This is a genomic window from Microbacterium sp. 16-032, assembly GCF_041079455.1.
Taxonomy (GTDB): domain Bacteria; phylum Actinomycetota; class Actinomycetes; order Actinomycetales; family Microbacteriaceae; genus Microbacterium; species Microbacterium testaceum_A.
Genome location: NZ_JBFYGQ010000005.1, coordinates 85,990 through 105,894 on the forward strand (window position 1 = coordinate 85,990; position 19,905 = coordinate 105,894).

The following is a 19,905-nucleotide window of genomic DNA, read 5'->3' on the forward strand; positions in this document are numbered from 1 at the left end:
TTTGCCGCAAATGGTCGACCCCACGCGCACGCGGCGACCATATGAGGCAAATGACGCAGGCGACAAAATTCTCGCTTGCCGCAAATGGTCGACCCCATGCGCACGCGGCGACCATGTCAGGCAAACGACGTGGGCGAGAGATGTCGCTTGCTGCAGGTGGTCGGCATGAAGCGGACCGAACCACCATCTGAGGAAAACGACCCCCCGGGCAGACGGCGCGTTGCGCCGGAGACCCGCCCTGTTATCCACAGATCGCGGATGCCGCGCCGACGGCCATGCGCGGTGTGCGATGTTTCGGGGGTGAGAGCTGCTCCCCTTCTCGTCGAGCTACCCGAGTCCTTCTCGGTCTCTGCGGCGAGGAATCTCGGGGTGCCGCGAAGTCGGCTTCGGGCTGCCGACCTCTGCGCTCCTTTCCACGGAGTACGGACGCGCTCTGCTCGGCCGGACGATGCGTTCGAGGCATCCGTTCGACGACGGTCAGCCGCCTACGCCGCACGCATGCGGGAGTGCGAGTTCTTCTGTCTGGTCGCCGCGGCCGTGGCGTGGGGCGCGCCGCTGCCCTCATCGGTTTTCCACCTCCGCGACGGACCGGACCGGCTCGTCGAGCGTCCCCTCGATGTCGGAGTGCTCCTGCCCGCTCGCGCAGGCAGGGCGCGCGGAGTGCGCGGCATCTCGCTCACCGAGGGGATGGGCAGTGTCCGCATCGAACCCGTGAGCGGGCTGCGGGTGACGAGCCCCGCAACGACCTGGGCCATGATGGGCGCCCTGCTGCAGCGGGACGACCTGGTCGCGCTCGGCGATGCATTGGTGCGCGAGCCCATGCGCTCCGATGACCCACCAGCGCTCGCGACGATCGCCGAGCTCACGGCAGCTCTCGAGGCGGGGCGGCGGCGGGGTGCCGCTTCGCTGCGCGCAGCACTTCCCCTGGTGCGTACTCGCTCACGGTCGAGGAAAGAGACCCAGACCAGACTCCTGCTTCTGGCCGCGGGCCTGCCCGAACCGTCGCTGAATCACCCCGTGGTCGTCGAGCGCGAGGTCGTAGCCCTCGTCGACCTCGCGTTTCCGGAGCGCAAGGTGGGCTTCGAGTACGAAGGCGAGCAGCACCTCACGGACCCGCGGCAGTGGGCACGCGACATCCGGCGCTACGAGATGCTCGCCGACCTCGGATGGCGCATCATTCGCGTGACCGCGTCCGACCTCGCGCAGCACCGGGAGGAGTTCGCGATGAGGGCGCGCGCGGCGCTCTCCCGCGGACCGCGCCTCGGTTGACGCGCGCCGTCGGCCGGGCGCCCCACGCTGTTCGAGCCACGGCATCCGCTCACGTGCCTCGATGGGCCGCCGGCCCGAGCAACACCGACCGACCATCCAGGGCAAGTGAATCGACGGGCCCCGCGTTCATTTGCCTCGAATGGCCGTTGGCCCGGGCAACACCGCCCATCTCAGGCAACCAATTGACGGGCCAAGCGTTCACTTGCCCCACATGGCCAACAGCCCGGGCAACACCGACCAACCGAGGCAACCAATTGACAGGCCACACGCTCACTTGCCTCGAATGGCCGCCGGCCCGAGCAGCACCGACCATCTGAGGCAAACCAACCGACAGGCCGAGCGCTCACTTGCCTCGAACGGCCAGCCGGCCCGGGCAACACCGACCATCTCAGGCACATAAGCCCCGCCGGGGCCGCTGAGCCCGGCCGCGGCCCTGAACCGCGCGCCGCGCAACGCCGAACGGCCCCACCGCGCCGGAGCGCGACAGGACCGTTCGTCAACCGACTCAGACCTTCGACAGCCCGCGGACGGGGCTGACTTCCTGCTCGGCCTCGTGGTCGGGGCCGAGGGGGATGCCGCTGCGGTCGCGCAGCAGCAGCGTCGCGACGAGACCGAGCACGGCCATGATCGCGAGGTACACCGTGACCGACACGGTCGTTCCGGTGCTCTCGACGAGGGCGGTCGCGATGGTCGGGGCGAACGCGCCGCCGAGGATCGCGCCGAGCGCGTAGGCGATCGACACCCCCGAGAAGCGGATGGATGCCGGGAACAGCTCGGCGTACAGCGCGGCCTGGGGGCCGTAGGTCAGACCGAGGCCGACCGTGAGCAGCATGAGGCCGAGCGTCAGCAGCACGATGCTGCCGGAGTTCACGAGCGGGAACAGCGCCACGATGGCCACGAGCATCGAGAGCCATCCGATGATGTAAGTGTTGCGGCGGCCGATCTTGTCACCCAGCCATCCACCGAGCCAGGTGAAGATCAGCCAGGTGACCGCCGACAGGGTCACGGCGCCGAGCACGTCGGCGGTGGCCAGGCCCAGCGGGCCCTTCGGGTCGGTCGCGTAGCGCTGGATATACCCGCCGGTGGTCATATAGCCCACGGCATTGTTGCCGGCGAACACGAACGCGGCGATGATCACGAGCAGCGAGTGCTTGCGGAACAGCTGCACGATCGGCATCCGGGTCTGCTCCTTGCGCTCGGCGAGCTCGACGAACACCGGGCTCTCTTCGACCTTCTTGCGCACGTAGTAGCCGACGAGGATCAGCACGAACGACAGCAGGAACGGCACGCGCCAGCCCCACGCGAAGAAGGCGTCTCCCGGGGCGATGACGGCCATCAGGGCGAGCATGCCGCTGGCGAGCAGCAGGCCGAGGGGCACGCCCAGCTGCGGCGAGGCGCCGAAGAGGCTGCGCTTGGCCTTGGGGGCGTGCTCGACGGCCATGAGCACCGCGCCGCCCCACTCGCCACCCGCCGAGATGCCCTGCAGCACGCGCAACAGGATGAGCAGCACGGGGGCCGCGACGCCGATGACCTCGTAGGTCGGCAGCACACCGATGAGGGTGGTCGAGGCGCCCATCATGATGAGCGTCAGCATGAGCACGACGCGGCGGCCGTACTTGTCGCCGAGGTGTCCGGCGAGGAAAGCACCGAGCGGGCGGAACAGGAAGCTCAGACCCACCGTGAGGAACGACAGGATCTGCGCGATGCCGGGACCGGCGGGCGCGAAGAACAGCTGGCCGAACACGAGACCGGCGGCCGAGGCGTAGAGGAAGAAGTCGTACCACTCGACGGTGGTGCCGACAACGGTGGCGAAGACCACGCGGCGGCGGTCCTTCGGGGTGGAGATGGTGCCGGTGGGCGTGAAGCCCTGCGGCTGAGAGCGGGACATGGGGACTCCTTCGAGACGTCATCGTCAAACCCCGGGACGTCGTCGTCGGCGACGAGGCGTGGTGTTGCTGGGGCGTTGGTCATCGTATACGATTTCGGATACGACGCAAGGGAGCTTCATGAACGACACCACCGACCCCCGGTTCACCGTCCTCGGTGCACGCCCGGGCAAGATCGTGGCCGTCCACCTCTCGTACGGCTCGCGCGCCGACCAGCGCGGTCGTCGACCGGCCGCCCCGTCGTATTTTTTCAAGCCGTCGAGCTCGCTCGCGGCATCCGGGTCCGAGATCGTGCGCCCCGCGGGCACCGAACTCCTCGCGTTCGAGGGTGAGATCGCGCTGGTCATCGGCGAGCTGGCGCGGTGGGTGGCTCCGGATGCCGCGTGGTCGCACGTGGCATCCGTCACCGCCGCGAACGACTTCGGTCTCTACGACCTCCGCGCGAACGACAAGGGCTCGAACGTCCGCTCCAAAGGCGGCGACGGCTACACCCCGCTCGGTCCCGCGCTCATCGACGCCCGCGAGGTCGATCCCACCGCCCTGCGCCTGCGCACGTGGGTGAACGGTGACCTCGTGCAAGACGACTCCACCGCGGGCCTCATCTTCTCGCTCGCCCAGATCGTCGCCGACCTCTCGCAGCACTTCACCCTCGAAACCGGTGACGTCATCCTCACCGGCACGCCCGCCGGCTCGTCGGTGGTCGTGCCCGGAGATGTGGTGGACGTGCAGGTGGATGCCGGCGCTCACTCGACCGGCCGGCTCCGCACGACCGTGACCCAGGGCGCGCAGTCTTTCGACCCCGCGATCGGCTCGCTCCCCGCGGTCGACGACACCCAGCGCACCGAGGCATGGGGCTCGGCCGAGGCGGCCGGGCTCACTCCTCCGGCCCCCGTCCTCTCTCCCGCCCTGCGCGACAAGCTCTCGCGCGTCCCGGTCGCTGCCCTCAGCGGACAGCTGCGCAAGCGCGGCCTCAATGACGTCACCATCGACGGCGTGCACCCGCTCACCCCCGGCAGCCGCTTCGTCGGCACGGCGCGGACGCTGCGCTTCGTCCCGCACCGCGAAGACCTCTTCGCCTCGCACGGCGGCGGACAGAACGCCCAGAAGCGCGCGTTCGACGCGGTCGGCGAGGGCGAAGTCATCGTCGTCGAGGCACGCGGCGAGACCGGATCGGGCACGCTCGGCGACATCCTCGCGATCCGCGCGCACGCCCGGAAGGCCGCGGCGATCGTCACCGATGGCGGGGTCCGCGACGCCGAGGCCGTGGCCGCGGTGGGCATCCCCGTCTTCACCGCGGGCCCGCACCCGGCCGTCCTGGGTCGCCGTCACGTGCCGTGGGAGACCGACGTGGCCGTCGGCTGCGGCGGCACCACCGTCGAGCCCGGCGACATCCTCGTGGGCGACGGCGACGGCGTGATCGTCATCCCGCCCGCGATCGTCGAAGAGGTGGTCGACGCCGCCCTCGCGCAAGAGGCCGAAGACGCGTGGATCGCCGGTCAGGTGGCATCCGGTCATCCGATCGAGGGGCTGTTCCCGATGAACGCGGAATGGCGCGCCCGGTACGAGAGCGAGGTCACCCGATGAGCGACGTCACCGCCAGCAGGAGCAAGTCGCAGCAGGCGTACCACTGGATCAAGCAGCGCATCGCCTCGCAGGACTTCACCCCCGGCTACCGCCTGGTGCTCGGCTCGATCGCCGGCGAACTCGACATGAGCGTCGTGCCGGTACGCGAGGCGATCCGCCAGCTCGAGGCCGAGGGCCTGGTGATGTTCGAGCGCAACGTCGGCGCGCGCGTGTCGATGGTCGACGACACCGCCTACCGCTTCAGCATGCAGGCCCTCAGTCTGCTCGAGGGGGCCGCGACGGCCCTGTCGGCCCGCTCGCTCACCGCGGACGATGTGCGCCGCGCCCGCCAGGTCAACGAGCTGATGGTCGAGACGCTCGAGCACTTCGACCCCCGCGCCTTCACCGCGCTCAACCAGGAGTTCCACGCGATCCTGTTCGAGAAGTGCGCCAACCCGCGCATGCTCGAGCTCGTGCAGGCCGAGTGGGCGCGCCTCGGGCACCTGCGCGATTCGACGTTCAGCTTCGTGCCGGGGCGAGCTGCGGAGTCGGTGCGCGAGCACGAGAACATCCTCGTCCTCATCGAGAACGGCGCTCCCCTGGCCGAGATCGAGAAGGTCTCGCGCCGACACCGCTCGGCCACCCTCGACGCCTACATGATCCACGAGCACCCCGACGAAGTGCTCGGCCTCCCCGCTTTCTGACCTCGAAAGACCCTTCCGGATGCCATGACCCCGCGCCCCGACGACATCGCCGTCGCGGATCGCCTGCCACCCGGCATCCACCCCTCTTCACCGAAGGAGCACCCATGACCACCCCGCTCACCACCGCCCGCCGCACACCGGCCGATCTGCCCGAGCGCATCCAGCACTACATCGGCGGCCGGTTCGTCGACTCGGTCGACGGCGACACCTTCGACGTGCTCGACCCGGTGACCAACCAGACCTACCTGCGGGCCGCCGCCGGCAAGAAGGCCGACATCGACCTCGCCGTCGCGGCCGCACGCAAGGCCTTCACCGAGGGACCCTGGCCCCGGATGCTGGCGCGCGAGCGCTCGCGCGTGCTGCACCGCATCGCCGACATCGTCGAGTCCCGCGACGAGCGCCTTGCCGAGCTCGAGTCGTTCGACTCGGGCCTGCCGATCACGCAGGCGCTCGGTCAGGCCCGGCGCGCGGCCGAGAACTTCCGCTTCTTCGCCGACCTGATCGTGGCCCAGACCGACGACGCCTTCAAGGTGCCGGGCCGTCAGCTCAACTACGTCAACCGCAAGCCAATCGGTGTCGCGGGCCTCATCACGCCGTGGAACACCCCCTTCATGCTCGAGTCGTGGAAGCTCGGCCCCGCCCTCGCCACCGGCAACACCGTGGTCCTCAAGCCGGCCGAGTTCACGCCCCTGTCGGCGTCGCTGTGGGCCGGCATCTTCGAGGAGGCGGGCCTGCCCGAGGGCGTGTTCAACCTCGTCAACGGCCTCGGTGAAGACGCCGGCGACGCGCTCGTGAAGCACCCCGAGGTGCCGCTGATCTCGTTCACCGGCGAGAGCTCGACGGGTCAGCTGATCTTCTCCAACGCGGCGCCGTTCTTGAAGGGCCTCTCGATGGAGCTGGGGGGCAAGAGCCCGGCCATCGTCTTCGCCGACGCCGACCTCGACGCCGCGATCGACGCGACCATCTTCGGCGTCTTCTCGCTCAACGGCGAGCGCTGCACCGCGGGCAGCCGCATCCTCGTTCAACGCGAGGTCTACGACGAGTTCGTCGAGCGCTACGCCGCTCAGGCCGACCGCGTGAAGGTCGGCTTCCCCGACGACCCCGACACCGAGGTCGGCGCCCTCGTGCACCCCGACCACTACGCCAAGGTCATGTCGTACGTCGAGCTCGGCAAGACCGAGGGACGCCTGGTCGCCGGCGGCGGCCGCCCCGAGGGCTTCGACGAGGGCAACTTCGTGCGCCCCACGGTCTTCGCCGACGTGGCGCCCGACGCGCGCATCTTCCAGGAGGAGATCTTCGGCCCCGTCGTCGCGATCACCCCCTTTGACACCGCTGACGAGGCCCTCGCACTGGCCAACAACACGAAGTACGGCCTGGCCGCCTACGTCTGGACCAACGACCTCACGCGCGCGCACCTGTTCGCGCAGAACGTCGAGGCCGGCATGGTGTGGCTGAACTCCAACAACGTCCGCGACCTGCGCACCCCCTTCGGCGGCGTGAAGGCCTCGGGCCTGGGCCACGAGGGTGGCTACCGCTCGATCGATTTCTACACCGACCAGCAGGCCGTGCACATCACGCTCGGCGGCGCCCACAACCCCACCTTCGGCAAGGCGCAGGCGCACTGAGCCCGCCCGACCCCCGAGACGCCGACACACACGCAAGGACGCGAACCATGGCAAAACACACCGAAGAACAGAAGACCTCCTCCGGGTTCTGGGTGACCGAAGAGGCACCGATCCAGTCGGACAACCCCATCCTCACGCCCGCCTCACCCGCGCCCGACATCCTGCGCTGCGCGTACATGGAGCTCGTGGTGACCGACCTCGCGGCATCCCGTGTCTTCTACGTCGACGTCCTCGGCCTGCACATCACCGAAGAGAACGACGAGGCGATCTACCTCCGCTCGACCGAGGAGTTCATCCACCACAACCTGGTGCTGCGTCAGGGGCCGGTCGCGGCCGTCGCGACGTTCTCGTACCGCGTGCGCAGCGCCGACGACCTCGACAAGGCCGTCGCGTTCTACGAGGAGCTCGGCTGCGACGTGCGCCGCGAGCCGAACGGCTTCACGAAGGGCATCGGCGACTCGGTGCGCGTGGTCGACCCCCTCGGCTTCCCGTACGAGTTCTTCTTCGACACCGAGCACCAGGAGCGCCTGTCGTGGCGCTACGACCTGCACTCCCCCGGCGAGCTGGTGCGTCTCGACCACTTCAACCAGATCACCCCCGACGTGCCGCGCGCGGTGAACTTCATGCAGTCGCTCGGCTTTCGCGTGACCGAGGACATCCAGGACGAAGAGGGCACCGTCTACGCGGCCTGGATGCGCCGCAAGCCCACCGTGCACGACACCGCCATGACGGGCGGCGACGGCCCCCGCATGCACCACGTGTGCTTCGCGACGCACGAGAAGCACAACATCCTCGCGATCTGCGACAAGCTCGGCGCCCTTCGTCGATCGGATGCCATCGAACGCGGCCCCGGTCGCCACGGCGTCTCGAACGCGTTCTACCTGTACCTGCGCGACCCCGACGGGCACCGCGTCGAGGTCTACACGCAGGACTACTACACCGGCGACCCCGACAACCCCGTCATCACCTGGGACGTCCACGACAACCAGCGCCGCGACTGGTGGGGCAACCCCGTCGTGCCGTCGTGGTACACCGAGGGCTCGCTCGTGCTCGACCTCGACGGCAACCCGCAGCCGGTGCGCGCCCGCACCGACTCGAGCGAGATGGCCGTGACCATCGGCGCCGACGGCTTCAGCTACACCCGCGCCCCCGAAGAGGTCGGATCGGGCGAGTTCAAGCTGGGCAACCAGCTCTGACCCGCCAGCCCAGCCAGCGCCAGCGCCCCAGCCAGCGCCCCAGCCAACGCCCGCCCCCATGTCCCACTTATGGCGGTCTGAGCCCCTCTCGACCAGCCGAATTCGGGACACGCTCCACCAGAAGTGGGACGCGTGCACAGCCGCAGGCCGTCCAGCCCACCGCTGTTCCACTTTTGGCTGGTTGGGCATCCCTCAGCCAGCCAGAAGTGGGACACGCTCCACCAGAAGTGGGACGAGGTTCGTGAGACCAACCAAGGAGACCCCATGCTCACCGACGCACAGATCGACGCCATCGCGGCCGAGCTCGCCGAGGCCGATCGCGCGCACGCGGTGATCCCGCGGATCACGGCGAGGTATCCGGATGCCGTGGTCGAAGACTCCTACGCGATCCAAGGCCGCTGGCGCGATACGCAGATCGCCGCCGGTCGCACCCTCGTCGGGCGCAAGATCGGCCTGACGTCGAAGGCGATGCAGCAGGCGACGGGCATCACCGAGCCCGACTACGGCGTGATGTTCGATGACACGGTCTACCGCTCGGGAGACGAGATCCCGGTCGCCCTGTTCTCGAACGTGCGCATCGAGGTCGAACTCGCGTTCGTGCTGAAGACCCCGCTCGAGGGTCCCGACTGCACGCTCGACGACGCCCTCGCCGCGATCGACTACGCCGTGCCCGCGCTCGAGGTGCTCAACTCGCACATCGAGCTCGAGGGCCGCACGATCGTCGACACGATCAGCGACAACGCCGCCTACGGGGCGATGGTGCTCGGCGACGTGCGCAAGCGTCCCGACGAGATCGACCTGCGGTGGGTCCCGGGCGTGCTGAGCCGCAACGGCGAGATCGAAGAGACCGGCGTCGCCGCGGGCGTCCTCGGCCACCCGGCGACCGGGGTGGCGTGGCTCGCGAACAAGTTCCACCAGCACGGCGCGCGTCTGGAGGCGGGAGAGATCATCCTGGCAGGATCGTTCACGCGCCCGATGTGGGTGTCGCAGGGTGATGACGTGCTGTGCGATTACGGACCGATGGGAACGATCTCGTGCCGCTTCGTCTGACCCCGACTTTCCGGGCCGCCCTCGCGGCATCCGATCGCCCCCTCGCGGGCATGTGGGTGTGCTCGGGAAACGCCACGATCACCGAGATCGCCGCGGGCTCGGGCCTCGACTGGCTGCTGCTCGACATGGAGCACTCCGCGACCTCGCTCGAGTCGGTGCTGACTCAGCTGCAGGTGGCCGCCGCCTATCCGGTCACCCCGGTCGTGCGCGTGCCGTGGAACGACCCCGTGAGCATCAAGCGGGTGCTCGATCTGGGCGCGCAGAACCTCATCGTGCCGATGGTCTCGACCGCCGACGAAGCGCGCGCCGCGGTCGCCGCCACGCGCTACCCGCCCCAGGGCGTGCGCGGGGTCGGCAGCGCCCTCGCCCGCAGCGCGCGCTGGAACCGGGTCGACGGCTATCTCGCCGAGGCCGCCGAGCACGTCTCGCTCACGGTGCAGATCGAGACGACGGCGGGCGTCGACAACGCCGCCGCGATCGCCGCGGTCGAGGGGGTGGATGCCATCTTCGTCGGCCCCAGCGACCTCTCGGCCTCGATGGGCCTGCTCGGGCAGCAGTCGCACCCCGACGTCGTGGCCGCGGTGCATCGCGTGTTCGCCGCAGCAGCGGATGCCGGGACCCCGGTCGGCGTGAACGCCTTCGACCCCGTGGTGGCCGAGGCCTACCTCGACGCCGGCGCGGATTTCGTCGCGGTCGGCGCAGACGTGGCTCTGCTCGCCCGCGCGTCGGAGGCACTGGCGGCGCGGTTCGTCACCGCCCGCGCGGAGCAGCGCGACAGTTACTGAGCGCGCGCCGTTCCGAGGGCCGCGAGCTCGGCCCGGGTCGAGACCCCGGCTTTGCGCAGCAGATTCGACACGTGGAACTTCGCGGTGTTCTCGCTGATGCCGAGGCGTTCGGCGATCGCGCTGTTGCGTGAGCCGGCCACGACCAGGCTGAGCACCTCGCTTTCGCGGGGGCTGAGATCGACCGCTTCGTCGAGGAAGTCGGGACGCGGCGGCGGATCGAGCGGCAGGACGACCGACAGCTCCGACCCCCACCCGGGGGTCGAGGCGACGTCGAACGCCCCGTTGAGTGCGCTGACCCGCTCGACGATCGGTCCCAGCGAGTCGTCGTGAGCGGTGAGGGTGCCTGCTCCGTCGTCGCGGATGCCGATCAGCAGGTTGAGCCCGTCGCAATCCCATTGGATGCGCACGCGGTGCGGAGTGCCCCGATCGAGCAGGGCGAGGACGGCGCTGCGGACGATCGCCCGCGCCTCGTGGGCGACTTCGCCGGGGAGGGCGCGCCCGGTCGCCGGCGGTTCGACGAACTGCACGTCGAGGTCGCCGTGTCGAACGAGCGGGCGAAGGTCGGTGCGCAACCGGGCGAAGGCCCCGGTGACGGGCTCCAGCAGGGCGCTGCGCTGTTGATCGGTCGACGTCCGCAGCACGACGAGGGCGGCGGCCGCGGTCTCCACGGCCAGGGCGCGGGCCGCCCGGTCGTCGAGGCGCGTGGAGCGCAGGATCGCCAGCACCGATTCGAGCGTCACGGCGTGGCGGTCGGCCTGCTCGGCGACGATGCGTTCGTGCTCGATGACGAGGGCGCGAGACGCGGGGGACGACCACTCGGCGGACGGGTTCACTCGCCCCAACCTAGCCCACGAGGAACACCTACCCGATCGGGTAGGTCAACCTGTGCCGTCGACCGGCCACGCGCCCCGCTCCCCCGGCGAATCATGGAGCCATGACTTCCCCCGACGCCGGCATCGCGGCATCCCTCTCCCGCATCGCGGGCGAGCTGACCTCGGTCGTCGATCGCCTCGCGACCGGTGACAGCGCGGACGACGTGCTCGAGGTGATGGCCGGCGCCGACCGCGTGTTCGTCCTCGGCGCCGGCCGCTCGGGCCTCGCGCTGCAGATGACCGCGATGCGCCTCATGCACCTCGGCCTCGCCGTGCACGTCGTCGGCGAGACCACCGCCCCCGCGATTCGCGCCGGTGATGTGCTGCTCACCGCCAGCGGCTCGGGAATGACGACCGCGATCGTCCGCGCCGTCGAGACCGCCACCGAGGTCGGCGCCCGCATCGTGGCAATCACCACCGCTCCCGACTCGCCCCTCGGGCAGGCGGCGGACGCCCTCGTCGTGGTCGCCGCCGCGACGAAGCTCGACCGCTCGGGCACGGCCTCCACCCAATACGCCGGCGGCCTGTTCGAGCAGGCCGTCGTGCTCTTCGGCGACGCGATGTTCGACGCGCTCTGGCAGCGCTCGGGCCTCTCGGCCGACGACCTGTGGCCCCGCCACGCGAACCTCGAATGACCCTCCACCCCGACAGTCAGGACCCCCCAATGAAGCTGCAGTTCGCCATGGACACCCTCTCCACCGAGGCCGCCCTCGACCTCGCCGCCGCCGCGGCCCCGCACGTCGACATCCTCGAGCTCGGCACCCCGCTCATCAAGAGCGAGGGCCTGTCGGCCATCACCGCGATCAAGAAGGCCCACCCCGACAAGATCGTCTTCGCCGATCTGAAGACGATGGATGCCGGCGAGCTCGAGGCCGACATCGCCTTCGGCGCCGGCGCCGACCTCGTGACGGTGCTCGGCAGCGCCGGAGACAGCACGATCGTCGGCGCCGTCACCGCCGCCAAGAAGCACGGCAAGGGCGTCGTCGTCGACCTCATCGGGGTCGCCGACAAGCCCGCCCGCGCCAAGGAGGTCATCGCCCTCGGCGTCGAGTTCGTCGAGATGCACGCCGGGCTCGACGAGCAGGCCGAGGAGGGCTTCACCTTCGCCACGCTGTTGCGCGACGGAGAAGCCTCGGGCGTGCCGTTCTCGGTCGCCGGGGGCGTCAACGCGTCGAGCATCGCCGACGTGCAGAAGGCGGGCGCCCAGGTCGCCGTCGCCGGCAGCGCCATCTACAGCGCTCCCGATGTGGGCGCCGCCGCCGCGGAGCTGCGCGCCGCGATCGTCTGAGCGCCGACCGCATCCCGAGAACGAAGACGGGCCGGACGATCGCTCGTCCGGCCCGTCGTCGTGTCGAGGGCCGGTCCTCGTTTCGTCCGTGCGACTCCGAGCGACCGGTCTAGCGTGGAGCGGTGACGACTTATCCGATTCTCCGGGCTCTCGCCGATCGCGCCTCGTTCTTCACCGCCCTCCGCCAGGACGCACTGGGCCAGGCGGCCGAGGAGCTCGGCGACCACCGATGGGACGTCGACCTCGCGACGGGGACGTTCGCGTTCTCGTCGACCACCGACCCGACCCGCAGATTCGTCTGCGGCGCGCACCTCATCGCGTCGATCGCCCCCGATCCCCGCTCCGTCCTGTGGGGGTGGGCGCACCCCGCGGGAGGCGGCGATCAGGGAGTGGCCGCGCAGCTGCGCGCCTACGGCGAGACCCACGGGATCGCCGAGCTCACCTCACCCGAGGTTCCGTTCCCCGCGGACGCCCCGGGCGACGCCGACTGGATCGCGCAGGTGTCGCACGAGATCGCCGGAGCCGCCGTCGACATCACCGGCCGCTCGGCGTACTACTCCGCACCCTCGGGTGAATCCGGCACGCGCGCGGTGCTGCTTCTCGATGCCCCGTTGCCCGCGCTGACCGTCGCCGAAGCGATGATCCGGATGCCACGCATCCTGTCGACCACGACGCCCGCCGATCCGCGCGGAGCCGTGTGGAACCTCGCGCGCTTGGCCGGGTGGACCATGACGTGGACCGACGAGGCGTTCTCGGGCGCCGTCGTCACCGACTCGTCCGGCTCGGTCACCTTCGACTTCGACGAGCAGGCGCGAATCACGTCGATGAAGGCCTCCCTCGGCGGCACCGCCTGAGAACGCGAAAGGGCCGCGCCGATGCGGCGCGGCCCTTTCGAACGGGAGTCAGTCCTCGTCGGCGTCTTCGTCGTCGTCTTCGTCGTCGTCGCCGATGATCTCGATGTCCTCGACCTCGAGCTCGGGCGTGAGCTGCACGTGCACGAGAGCGTCGGGGAACGAGGTCTGACCGGCGAAGACCACGATGATCGCGTCGGCGAACACGCCCACGCCGATCGCTTCGAGGTCGGTGCGCAGGTCGACGTCGGCATCGAGCTCGTCGTCATCGAGGGCGTCCTCGATGTCGCTCGAGATCTCTTCGACGATGGCGCGCCAGCGCTCCTCGCCGACCGAGAGCACGTCCTTGAGGTTGCTCATGATCGCGTCGAGGTCGGGGGCTTCTTCTTCGTCGATCTCGGGGTCGAGGTCGACCTCCACCTCGACGCCGGCGGCATCCAGGTGTCCGGAACCGATGACGCTGTCTTCGTCGATCTGGGCGTCTTCGAGCAGGCCGCTCTCGGTGACGCGGCGGAGGAGGTCGTTCAGCACGGACTCAGTCATGAGAAAACCTTGCCACGTCGCACGCGCTCGCGCCTCCCCATTGCGTGCGACGCTCCGTCTGTTCAACCGGCGGCATGCCGTGGTTCACCGTCAGGGGGTGGTGGCGCGCTCCGCCGCCTCGACGACGTTGGTCATCAGCAGGGCCACGGTCATGGGTCCGACACCGCCGGGGTTCGGCGAGACGAAGCCGGCCACGTCGGCGACGTCGGGGTGCACGTCGCCGTACACGCGCGACTTCCCGGTCTCGGGGTCGGTCTCGCGCGTGACACCCACGTCGAGGACGGCCGCGCCGGGCTTGACGTCCTCCGCGCGCACGATGTGCTTCACGCCCGCGGCGGCGACGATCACGTCGGCCTCCCGCAGGTGCTTCGCCAGGTCGGCGGTGCCGGTGTGGGTAAGGGTGACGGTGGCGTTGATCTCGCGGCGGGTCAGCAGCAGCCCGATAGAGCGGCCGATGGTCACGCCGCGGCCAACGACGACGACCTCTTTGCCCTTCAGGTCGTAGTCGTTGCGAAGCAGCAGCTCGATGACCCCGCGCGGCGTGCACGGCAGGGGCGTGTGGATCGGGGCGTTGACGTTGAGCACCAGACGACCGAGGTTCGTGGGGTGCAGGCCGTCGGCATCCTTCGCCGGATCGATGCGCTCCAGGATGGCGTCGGTGTCGATGTGCTTCGGCAGCGGGAGCTGCACGATGTAGCCGTGGCACGCGGGGTCGGCGTTGAGCCGGTCGATGACGGCCTCGACCTCGTCCTGCGTGGCCTCGGCGGGCAGCTCGACCTGAATCGAGTTCATGCCGATCGCCTCGGACTGCTTGTGCTTCATACCGACGTACAGCTGCGAGGCGGGGTCGGCGCCCACGAGCACGGTGGCGATGCCCGGCACGATGCCGCGTTCGCGCAGGGCCGCGACGCGCTCGGTGAGCTCCGCCTTGATCGCCGCCGACGCGGCCTTACCGTCGAGAATCGTCGCCGTCATGGCATCCCTCGTTCTGTGTCTGTCGTTCGTGGTGTCGCGAAGTCGCCGCCCCGCAACCCCTCGGCGATAAACGCCGATCCTGTCGAGACGCGCCGCCTCACACCGTGTTTCGGAAGAAAGGGCGTTTGTCGCGGCTGGGCGCCGCGCGAATGCGACGCGCGGGCTGCGCGGCGGGAAGCGTGGGCCGGATGCCGGCATCCGGCGCCGCGCGAAGAGCGGCCGCCCACCGGGACGGGGCCGCCGCAGCAGCCCCGCCCCGGCCGGGGGTCACTGCTGCAGGTCGGGGTACAGCGGGAAGGCGTCGGCGAGGGTCGCGACGCGCGCGCGCAGGGCCTCGACATCGGCGCCGGGGATCAGCGCGAGCGCGATGATGTCGGCCACCTCGGTGAACTCCGCGTCGCCGAAGCCGCGGGTCGCGAGCGCCGGCGTGCCGATGCGCAGACCCGAGGTCACCATCGGCGGACGCGGGTCGTTCGGCACCGCGTTGCGGTTGACCGTGATGTGGATGTCGTGCAGCAGGTCTTCGGCCTGCTTGCCGTCGATCGCGGCCTCGCGCAGGTCGACGAGCACGAGGTGCACGTCGGTGCCGCCCGAGCGCACGGCGATGCCGGCGTTCTTCACGTCGTCCTGGGTGAGGCGGTCGGCGAGGATCGCCGCTCCGCGCAGGGTGCGCTCCTGGCGTTCTGTGAACTCGGGCGTCATCGCGAGCTTGAACGCCGTCGCCTTCGCGGCGATGACGTGCATGAGCGGTCCGCCCTGCTGTCCGGGGAAGACCGCGGTGTTGATCTTCTTGGCCAGGTCGGCGTCGTTGGTGAGGATGAGGCCCGAGCGGGGGCCGCCGATCGTCTTGTGCACGGTGGTCGAGACGACGTGCGCATGCGGGATCGGCGAGGGGTGCACGCCCGCGGCGACGAGACCGGCGAAGTGCGCCATGTCGACCCACAGCAGGGCGCCCACCTCGTCGGCGATCGCGCGGAAGGCGGCGAAGTCGAGCTGGCGGGGGTAGGCCGACCAGCCGGCGATGATGACCTTCGGCTTGTGCTCGAGGGCGAGGCGGCGCACCTCGTCCATGTCGATGATGCTGGTCTCGGGGTCGACGCCGTAGGCGACGATGTCGTACAGACGGCCCGAGAAGTTGATCTTCATGCCGTGGGTCAGGTGACCGCCCTGGTCGAGGGCGAGGCCCAGCAGCGTGTCACCGGGGCGGGCGATCGCGTGCAGCACCGCGGCGTTGGCCGAGGCGCCCGAGTGGGGCTGGACGTTGGCGAACTCGGCGCCGAACAGCTGCTTGGCGCGCTCGATGGCGAGCGACTCGGCGACGTCGACCTCTTCGCAGCCGCCGTAGTAGCGACGACCGGGGTAGCCCTCGGCGTACTTGTTGGTCAGCACCGAGCCCTGCGACTGCAGCACCGAGACGGGGACGAAGTTCTCGGACGCGATCATCTCGAGGTAGCCGCGCTGGCGGTTGAGTTCGCGCTCGAGGACCTCGGCGATCTCGGGGTCGACCTCGGAGAGGGGGGCGTTGAAGTACGGATCGGTCATGCGATCTCCTTGACGATGGTTCCGGACGCCGCGGGCTCGGCGAGCCCGCGTAGATACCGCATCGACCCAGGCGTGCGGTCGAATACCGTCAAGCGGTCGCTCCCCGGTGGTTCCCCACCTCAACGCCAGTCGCGACGGTGCCACTTTAGCGGGTAAACCCCTCGCGGCCCCACGCGTCGTGGCATCCACCGTTCCTCCACAGGTTCCGCCCCACCGGGGTCCGGTCCCTTCGGCCGGGCCTCGATCGCGCCGCCGTCGGCTCGACGCCGAGGGATCGCGGATGCCGCGGCCCGAGGCCCGCGTAAAATGGCGGGGTGACCGACTCCCGCAATGTCCGCGCCCAGGCGCCTCTCGCTCCCGGCATGCGCCCCCGGCCGTCGGCGTGGGAGATCGGCAGCGTCGTCTGCGGCCTGTTCGCCTTCGTGACCCTCGCGGTCTGGGGCTTCCTGGCCTGGCCGTTCCCCTGGAACATCGTGGCCGGCATCGGCGCCCCGGCCCTGGCGATCCTGGTGTGGGCGCTCTTCGTCTCGCCGCGCGCCGTTCTCGCCGTGCACCCGTTCGTGCGCGCCCTCGTCGAACTGTTCGTCTACGCCGCCGCCACGGTGGCCTGGTGGAGCATGGGTCAGGCCTGGGTCGGCCTCATCTTCGCGATCGTCGCCGTCGTCCTAGGCGCTCTGAACGGCCGCCGGCGCCTGGCATGACGCCCCACGGGACGGCGGATTCCGCGCCGTCCGCGCGCTCCCGGGCGGCGGCTGACCGCACGCTCGAGCTTCTGCGGGCCGAGCTCGGCGAGCGCGTCGACACCTCGCCCGCGGCCCTCGACGCCGCGCGGGCCGACAAGTCGGGCCACGCCGCCGAGGGACTCCCCCTCGCGGTCGTGCACGCGGGATCCATCGCCGATGTCCAAGCGGTCATGCGCGTCGCCACGGCCACCCGCACCCCGGTGGTCCCGCGCGGAGCGGGCACCGGCCTCGCCGGAGGCGCGAACACCGGCGGCGGCGAGATCAGCCTGTCGCTGCGCGGCATGCACCGCATGCTCGAGGTGCGCCCCGACGACCTGCTGGCCGTCGTCGAACCCGGCATCCTGAACGCCGATCTCAACGCACAGCTCGAACCGCACGGGGTGTGGTGGGCGCCGGACCCCGCGAGCCGGGCCATCTCGACCGTCGGCGGCAACATCGCCACCGGCGCGGGTGGCCTGCTGTGCGCGAAGTACGGCGTGGTGCGCGACGCGGTGCTCGGTGTCGACCTGGTGCTCGCCGACGGGCGCCTCCTCCACCTCGGTCACCGCAGTGTCAAGGGCGTGACCGGCCTCGACCTGACCTCCCTGGTCATCGGGTCGGAGGGCACGCTCGGTGTCGTCGTCGGCGCGACGCTCAAGCTCCGTCGCCTCGTCGAGGGCGAGCGCGTGACCCTCACGGCCCTGTTCGAGGGCGTGCGGGCCGCCGCCGTGGCGTCGGCCGCGGTCACGGCATCCGGTATCCAGCCCGCGATCATGGAGCTGATGGATGCCACGAGCCTCGCGGCCGTGCACCGCCTGCTGTCGCTGCCGGCCCCCGTCGCCGGCGCCGCCCAGCTGACCGTGCAGACCGACGGACCCGTCGCCGTCGACGAGGCGCGCGCGGTCGCCGAGGTGCTGCGCGCCGCCGGAGGCACGGTGACCGTCGCCGCCGATGCAGCGGAGGGCGAGGCGCTGCTGGCCGTCCGCCGCGCGATGCATCCCGCGATGGAGACCCTCGGCACGACCCTCATCGAAGACGTGTCGGTGCCGCGCAGCGCCCTGCCCGACATGTTCGACGAGATTGCGCGGATCGAGCGCGAGTTCGGCCTCGTCATCCCCGCGGTCGCCCACGCGGGCGACGGCAACCTGCACCCCAACTTCGTGTTCGAGGGGCCCGAGGTGCCGCCGATCGTGTGGGAGGCGGCGGAGGAACTCTTCCGCGCGGCACTGGCGCTGGGCGGCACCCTCACCGGAGAGCACGGGATCGGCGTGCTCAAGCGGCGCTGGCTCGCCGATGAGCTCGGCGACGACCAGTGGACTCTGCAGCGCGACATCGCCCGGGTCTTCGACCCGCTCGGCATCCTGAATCCGGGCAAGGTCTTCACCCCCTGAGCGGTGCGTTGCGCGGCCGTTCCGGCCGCGTCGCGCCACCGACGTGATCAGACCGTGATATTGCTCACGGTGTACGCGCAACATCCGCTCGTAGCATGGGAAGACTGACTATCGGGGGGTTTGACTTATGACCGACGGCGCACCTGGCACCGACGGCGCGACCTACGCCTGGGCACCGCCCGAGCCGACGAAGCGCAAGAACCGTTCCGGCCTCTGGATCGGCATCCCCGCCGGCGCGACGGCCGTGGCTCTCATCGCCGCCTCCCTCGTGCTGATCGCACCGGGTGCATCGGTCGCGGGCGTGCAGATCGGCGGCCTGACCGCCGGCGCCGCCGCCCAGGCGATCTCGAACCGCCTGGCCGAGACCACGATCACCGTCGACTCCCCCGCCGGCGCTGTCACCGTCACGGGAGCCGACCTCGGCGCGACCGTCGACGCCGCCGCCCTCGCCGATAAGGCCTTCGCCGACAACCCCATGTGGAAGCCCGCTTCGTGGTTCCCCGAGGGCACCGGCGTGCAGGTGCAGGTGAACGCCGACGAGGCCGCCACCGCGCTGAAGAACCGCGCCCCCGGCACCTACCGCGCGCCCGTCGACGCTTCCATCGCGTACGACGCGGGCTCGCAGGCGTACGTCGCCACCCCCGCCGAAGCCGGCGAGGGCATCGACGTCGCCGCCGTGACAGCGGCCCTCCAGTCCGCGTTCGACGCGGGCCAGAGCACCGCGACCGTCACCGCGAGCCTCGTGCCCGTCGACGCCCCCGTCTCGACCGACGAGGCCGGCGCCGCTGTCGCCACGCTCAACGGCATCCTGGATTCGGTCGGCTTCTACGTCGGCGAGGAGCGCACCGTCCCCGTCGACCGAGCGACCGCCGCTTCGTGGCTCACGGTCACCCCCGACGGCAAGGGCGACTTCGCCATCTCGGCCGATCAGGCCGCGATCCAGTCCGCCGTCGCGGGCCTCCCGGGTGCGGTCGACCGCGCCGCCGTCAACGCCGACGTGATCGTCGACACCGGCGGAGAGGTCATCAAGGCGCTCACCGAGGGGCAGTCGGGCCGCGCGCTCGGCGACACCAGTGGGGTGGCCGCAGCCTTCGCGAAGCAGCTCGCCGAGGGCAACGGTCGCTACGCCCTGCCCGTGACCGAGACGCCGTTCGACACCACCAAGACCGAGCGCCGCATCGACGTCAACCTCAGCACGCAGACCACCACGCTGTGGCAGAACGGCCAGGTGTACCGCACGTACACGATCTCGTCGGGCGCGGGCGATCACGCCACCCACACCGGTAACTTCCGCATCGGCTGGAAGACCGCGATGCAGGACATGGGCTGCGTCCCCGGCTACGACTACTGCACCAAGGACGTCCCCTGGGTCGCGTACTTCAACGGCGACGAGGGCTTCCACGGCACGTACTGGCACAACAACTTCGGCACGCCGATGAGCCACGGCTGCATCAACATGACCATCCCGCAGGCCAAGGAGCTGTACGACTGGGCCTACCGCGGTACCGAGGTCTCGGTCCACTACTGAGCCCGGATCCCTGGAGAGGGGCGGATGCTTCGGCATCCGCCCCTCTGCTTTTCTCCCTGCGCGCCTCGCGTCCCGCGTCGCCCCGCCGCGACCGAACGCAGGACTTCCGTCCTCA

18 protein-coding genes and 1 riboswitch are annotated in these 19,905 nt (G+C 70.4%); of the genes, 13 read left to right on the plus strand and 5 right to left on the minus strand.

Features of this window, described 5'->3' with window-relative positions; genetic code table 11:
* Positions 1 to 498 precede the first annotated feature (498 nt).
* The gene (locus AB6V31_RS11645) at positions 499 to 1,269 is read left to right on the plus strand and encodes an endonuclease domain-containing protein (RefSeq protein WP_074694061.1); all 771 of its coding nucleotides are present in this window, start codon (positions 499 to 501) and stop codon (positions 1,267 to 1,269) included.
* A gap of 505 nt (positions 1,270 to 1,774) precedes the next feature.
* On the opposite strand, the gene AB6V31_RS11650 is transcribed toward AB6V31_RS11645, so the two are convergent.
* A complete protein-coding gene (locus AB6V31_RS11650) occupies positions 1,775 to 3,157 on the minus strand; it encodes an MFS transporter (RefSeq protein ID WP_369365797.1) in 1,383 nt (460 codons plus the stop codon).
* A 118-nt stretch (positions 3,158 to 3,275) separates the two neighbouring features.
* Between AB6V31_RS11650 and AB6V31_RS11655 the strand changes: the two genes are divergently transcribed.
* The 6 genes from AB6V31_RS11655 (at position 3,276) to AB6V31_RS11680 (ending at position 10,078) form a co-directional block, all read left to right on the plus strand.
* Complete coding sequence (locus tag AB6V31_RS11655) at positions 3,276 to 4,739, plus strand: fumarylacetoacetate hydrolase family protein (protein ID WP_369365799.1); 1,464 nt, start codon at positions 3,276 to 3,278, stop codon at positions 4,737 to 4,739.
* Entirely contained in the window at positions 4,736 to 5,422 is a 687-nt protein-coding gene (locus AB6V31_RS11660) for a GntR family transcriptional regulator (RefSeq protein ID WP_369365800.1), read from the plus strand. Before AB6V31_RS11655 ends, AB6V31_RS11660 begins: the two co-directional genes overlap by 4 nt.
* 104 nt (positions 5,423 to 5,526) lie before the next feature.
* A complete protein-coding gene (gene hpaE, locus AB6V31_RS11665; protein ID WP_369365801.1) occupies positions 5,527 to 7,047 on the plus strand; it encodes a 5-carboxymethyl-2-hydroxymuconate semialdehyde dehydrogenase in 1,521 nt (506 codons plus the stop codon).
* 47 nt (positions 7,048 to 7,094) lie between these two features.
* The gene (gene hpaD / locus AB6V31_RS11670) at positions 7,095 to 8,243 is read left to right on the plus strand and encodes a 3,4-dihydroxyphenylacetate 2,3-dioxygenase (RefSeq protein ID WP_369365803.1); all 1,149 of its coding nucleotides are present in this window, start codon (positions 7,095 to 7,097) and stop codon (positions 8,241 to 8,243) included.
* A gap of 264 nt (positions 8,244 to 8,507) precedes the next feature.
* Positions 8,508 to 9,293 carry a fumarylacetoacetate hydrolase family protein gene (locus AB6V31_RS11675; protein ID WP_074694057.1) on the plus strand — a complete coding sequence of 262 codons (786 nt, stop codon included), beginning with the start codon at positions 8,508 to 8,510 and terminating at the stop codon, positions 9,291 to 9,293.
* Positions 9,278 to 10,078, plus strand: a complete 801-nt coding sequence (locus AB6V31_RS11680) for an HpcH/HpaI aldolase/citrate lyase family protein (RefSeq protein ID WP_369365804.1) — start codon at positions 9,278 to 9,280, stop codon at positions 10,076 to 10,078. Before AB6V31_RS11675 ends, AB6V31_RS11680 begins: the two co-directional genes overlap by 16 nt.
* Here AB6V31_RS11680 and AB6V31_RS11685 read toward each other — a convergent pair.
* Positions 10,072 to 10,911: a LuxR C-terminal-related transcriptional regulator gene (locus AB6V31_RS11685; RefSeq protein ID WP_369365806.1), complete on the minus strand. Its 840-nt coding sequence runs from the start codon at positions 10,909 to 10,911 to the stop codon at positions 10,072 to 10,074. The genes AB6V31_RS11680 and AB6V31_RS11685 overlap by 7 nt on opposite strands.
* Before the next feature lie 101 nt (positions 10,912 to 11,012).
* Between AB6V31_RS11685 and hxlB the strand changes: the two genes are divergently transcribed.
* The 3 genes from hxlB to AB6V31_RS11700 all read left to right on the plus strand — a co-directional run bounded on the left by hxlB (position 11,013) and on the right by AB6V31_RS11700 (position 13,092).
* The gene (gene hxlB / locus AB6V31_RS11690) at positions 11,013 to 11,585 is read left to right on the plus strand and encodes a 6-phospho-3-hexuloisomerase (protein WP_369365809.1); all 573 of its coding nucleotides are present in this window, start codon (positions 11,013 to 11,015) and stop codon (positions 11,583 to 11,585) included.
* 29 nt (positions 11,586 to 11,614) lie between these two features.
* A complete protein-coding gene (gene hxlA, locus AB6V31_RS11695) occupies positions 11,615 to 12,238 on the plus strand; it encodes a 3-hexulose-6-phosphate synthase (RefSeq protein WP_056226679.1) in 624 nt (207 codons plus the stop codon).
* A gap of 122 nt (positions 12,239 to 12,360) precedes the next feature.
* Complete coding sequence (locus AB6V31_RS11700; RefSeq protein WP_369365811.1) at positions 12,361 to 13,092, plus strand: DUF6882 domain-containing protein; 732 nt, start codon at positions 12,361 to 12,363, stop codon at positions 13,090 to 13,092.
* Positions 13,093 to 13,140: 48 nt separating this feature from the next.
* Here the strand turns inward: AB6V31_RS11700 and AB6V31_RS11705 are convergent, their stop codons facing one another.
* From AB6V31_RS11705 to glyA, 3 genes are all read right to left on the minus strand, one after another.
* Positions 13,141 to 13,632 (minus strand): cytochrome C5, encoded by a 492-nt coding sequence (locus tag AB6V31_RS11705; protein WP_369365813.1) that lies wholly within the window; start codon positions 13,630 to 13,632, stop codon positions 13,141 to 13,143.
* Between the two features lie 90 nt (positions 13,633 to 13,722).
* A complete protein-coding gene (locus AB6V31_RS11710) occupies positions 13,723 to 14,607 on the minus strand; it encodes a bifunctional methylenetetrahydrofolate dehydrogenase/methenyltetrahydrofolate cyclohydrolase (protein WP_369365814.1) in 885 nt (294 codons plus the stop codon).
* A 267-nt stretch (positions 14,608 to 14,874) separates the two neighbouring features.
* The gene (gene glyA, locus AB6V31_RS11715; RefSeq protein ID WP_369365816.1) at positions 14,875 to 16,149 is read right to left on the minus strand and encodes a serine hydroxymethyltransferase; all 1,275 of its coding nucleotides are present in this window, start codon (positions 16,147 to 16,149) and stop codon (positions 14,875 to 14,877) included.
* A gap of 57 nt (positions 16,150 to 16,206) precedes the next feature.
* A riboswitch (ZMP/ZTP riboswitch) is annotated at positions 16,207 to 16,292 on the minus strand.
* A 171-nt stretch (positions 16,293 to 16,463) separates the two neighbouring features.
* Between glyA and AB6V31_RS11720 the strand changes: the two genes are divergently transcribed.
* From AB6V31_RS11720 to AB6V31_RS11730, 3 genes are all read left to right on the plus strand, one after another.
* On the plus strand, positions 16,464 to 16,850 hold the full coding sequence (locus tag AB6V31_RS11720) for a YrdB family protein (protein ID WP_235556943.1): 387 nt from the start codon (positions 16,464 to 16,466) through the stop codon (positions 16,848 to 16,850).
* A complete protein-coding gene (locus AB6V31_RS11725; RefSeq protein ID WP_369365818.1) occupies positions 16,847 to 18,262 on the plus strand; it encodes an FAD-binding oxidoreductase in 1,416 nt (471 codons plus the stop codon). The genes AB6V31_RS11720 and AB6V31_RS11725 overlap by 4 nt, the downstream gene beginning before the upstream one ends.
* A gap of 127 nt (positions 18,263 to 18,389) precedes the next feature.
* On the plus strand, positions 18,390 to 19,790 hold the full coding sequence (locus AB6V31_RS11730; RefSeq protein ID WP_369365819.1) for a L,D-transpeptidase family protein: 1,401 nt from the start codon (positions 18,390 to 18,392) through the stop codon (positions 19,788 to 19,790).
* Positions 19,791 to 19,905: the final 115 nt, after the last annotated feature.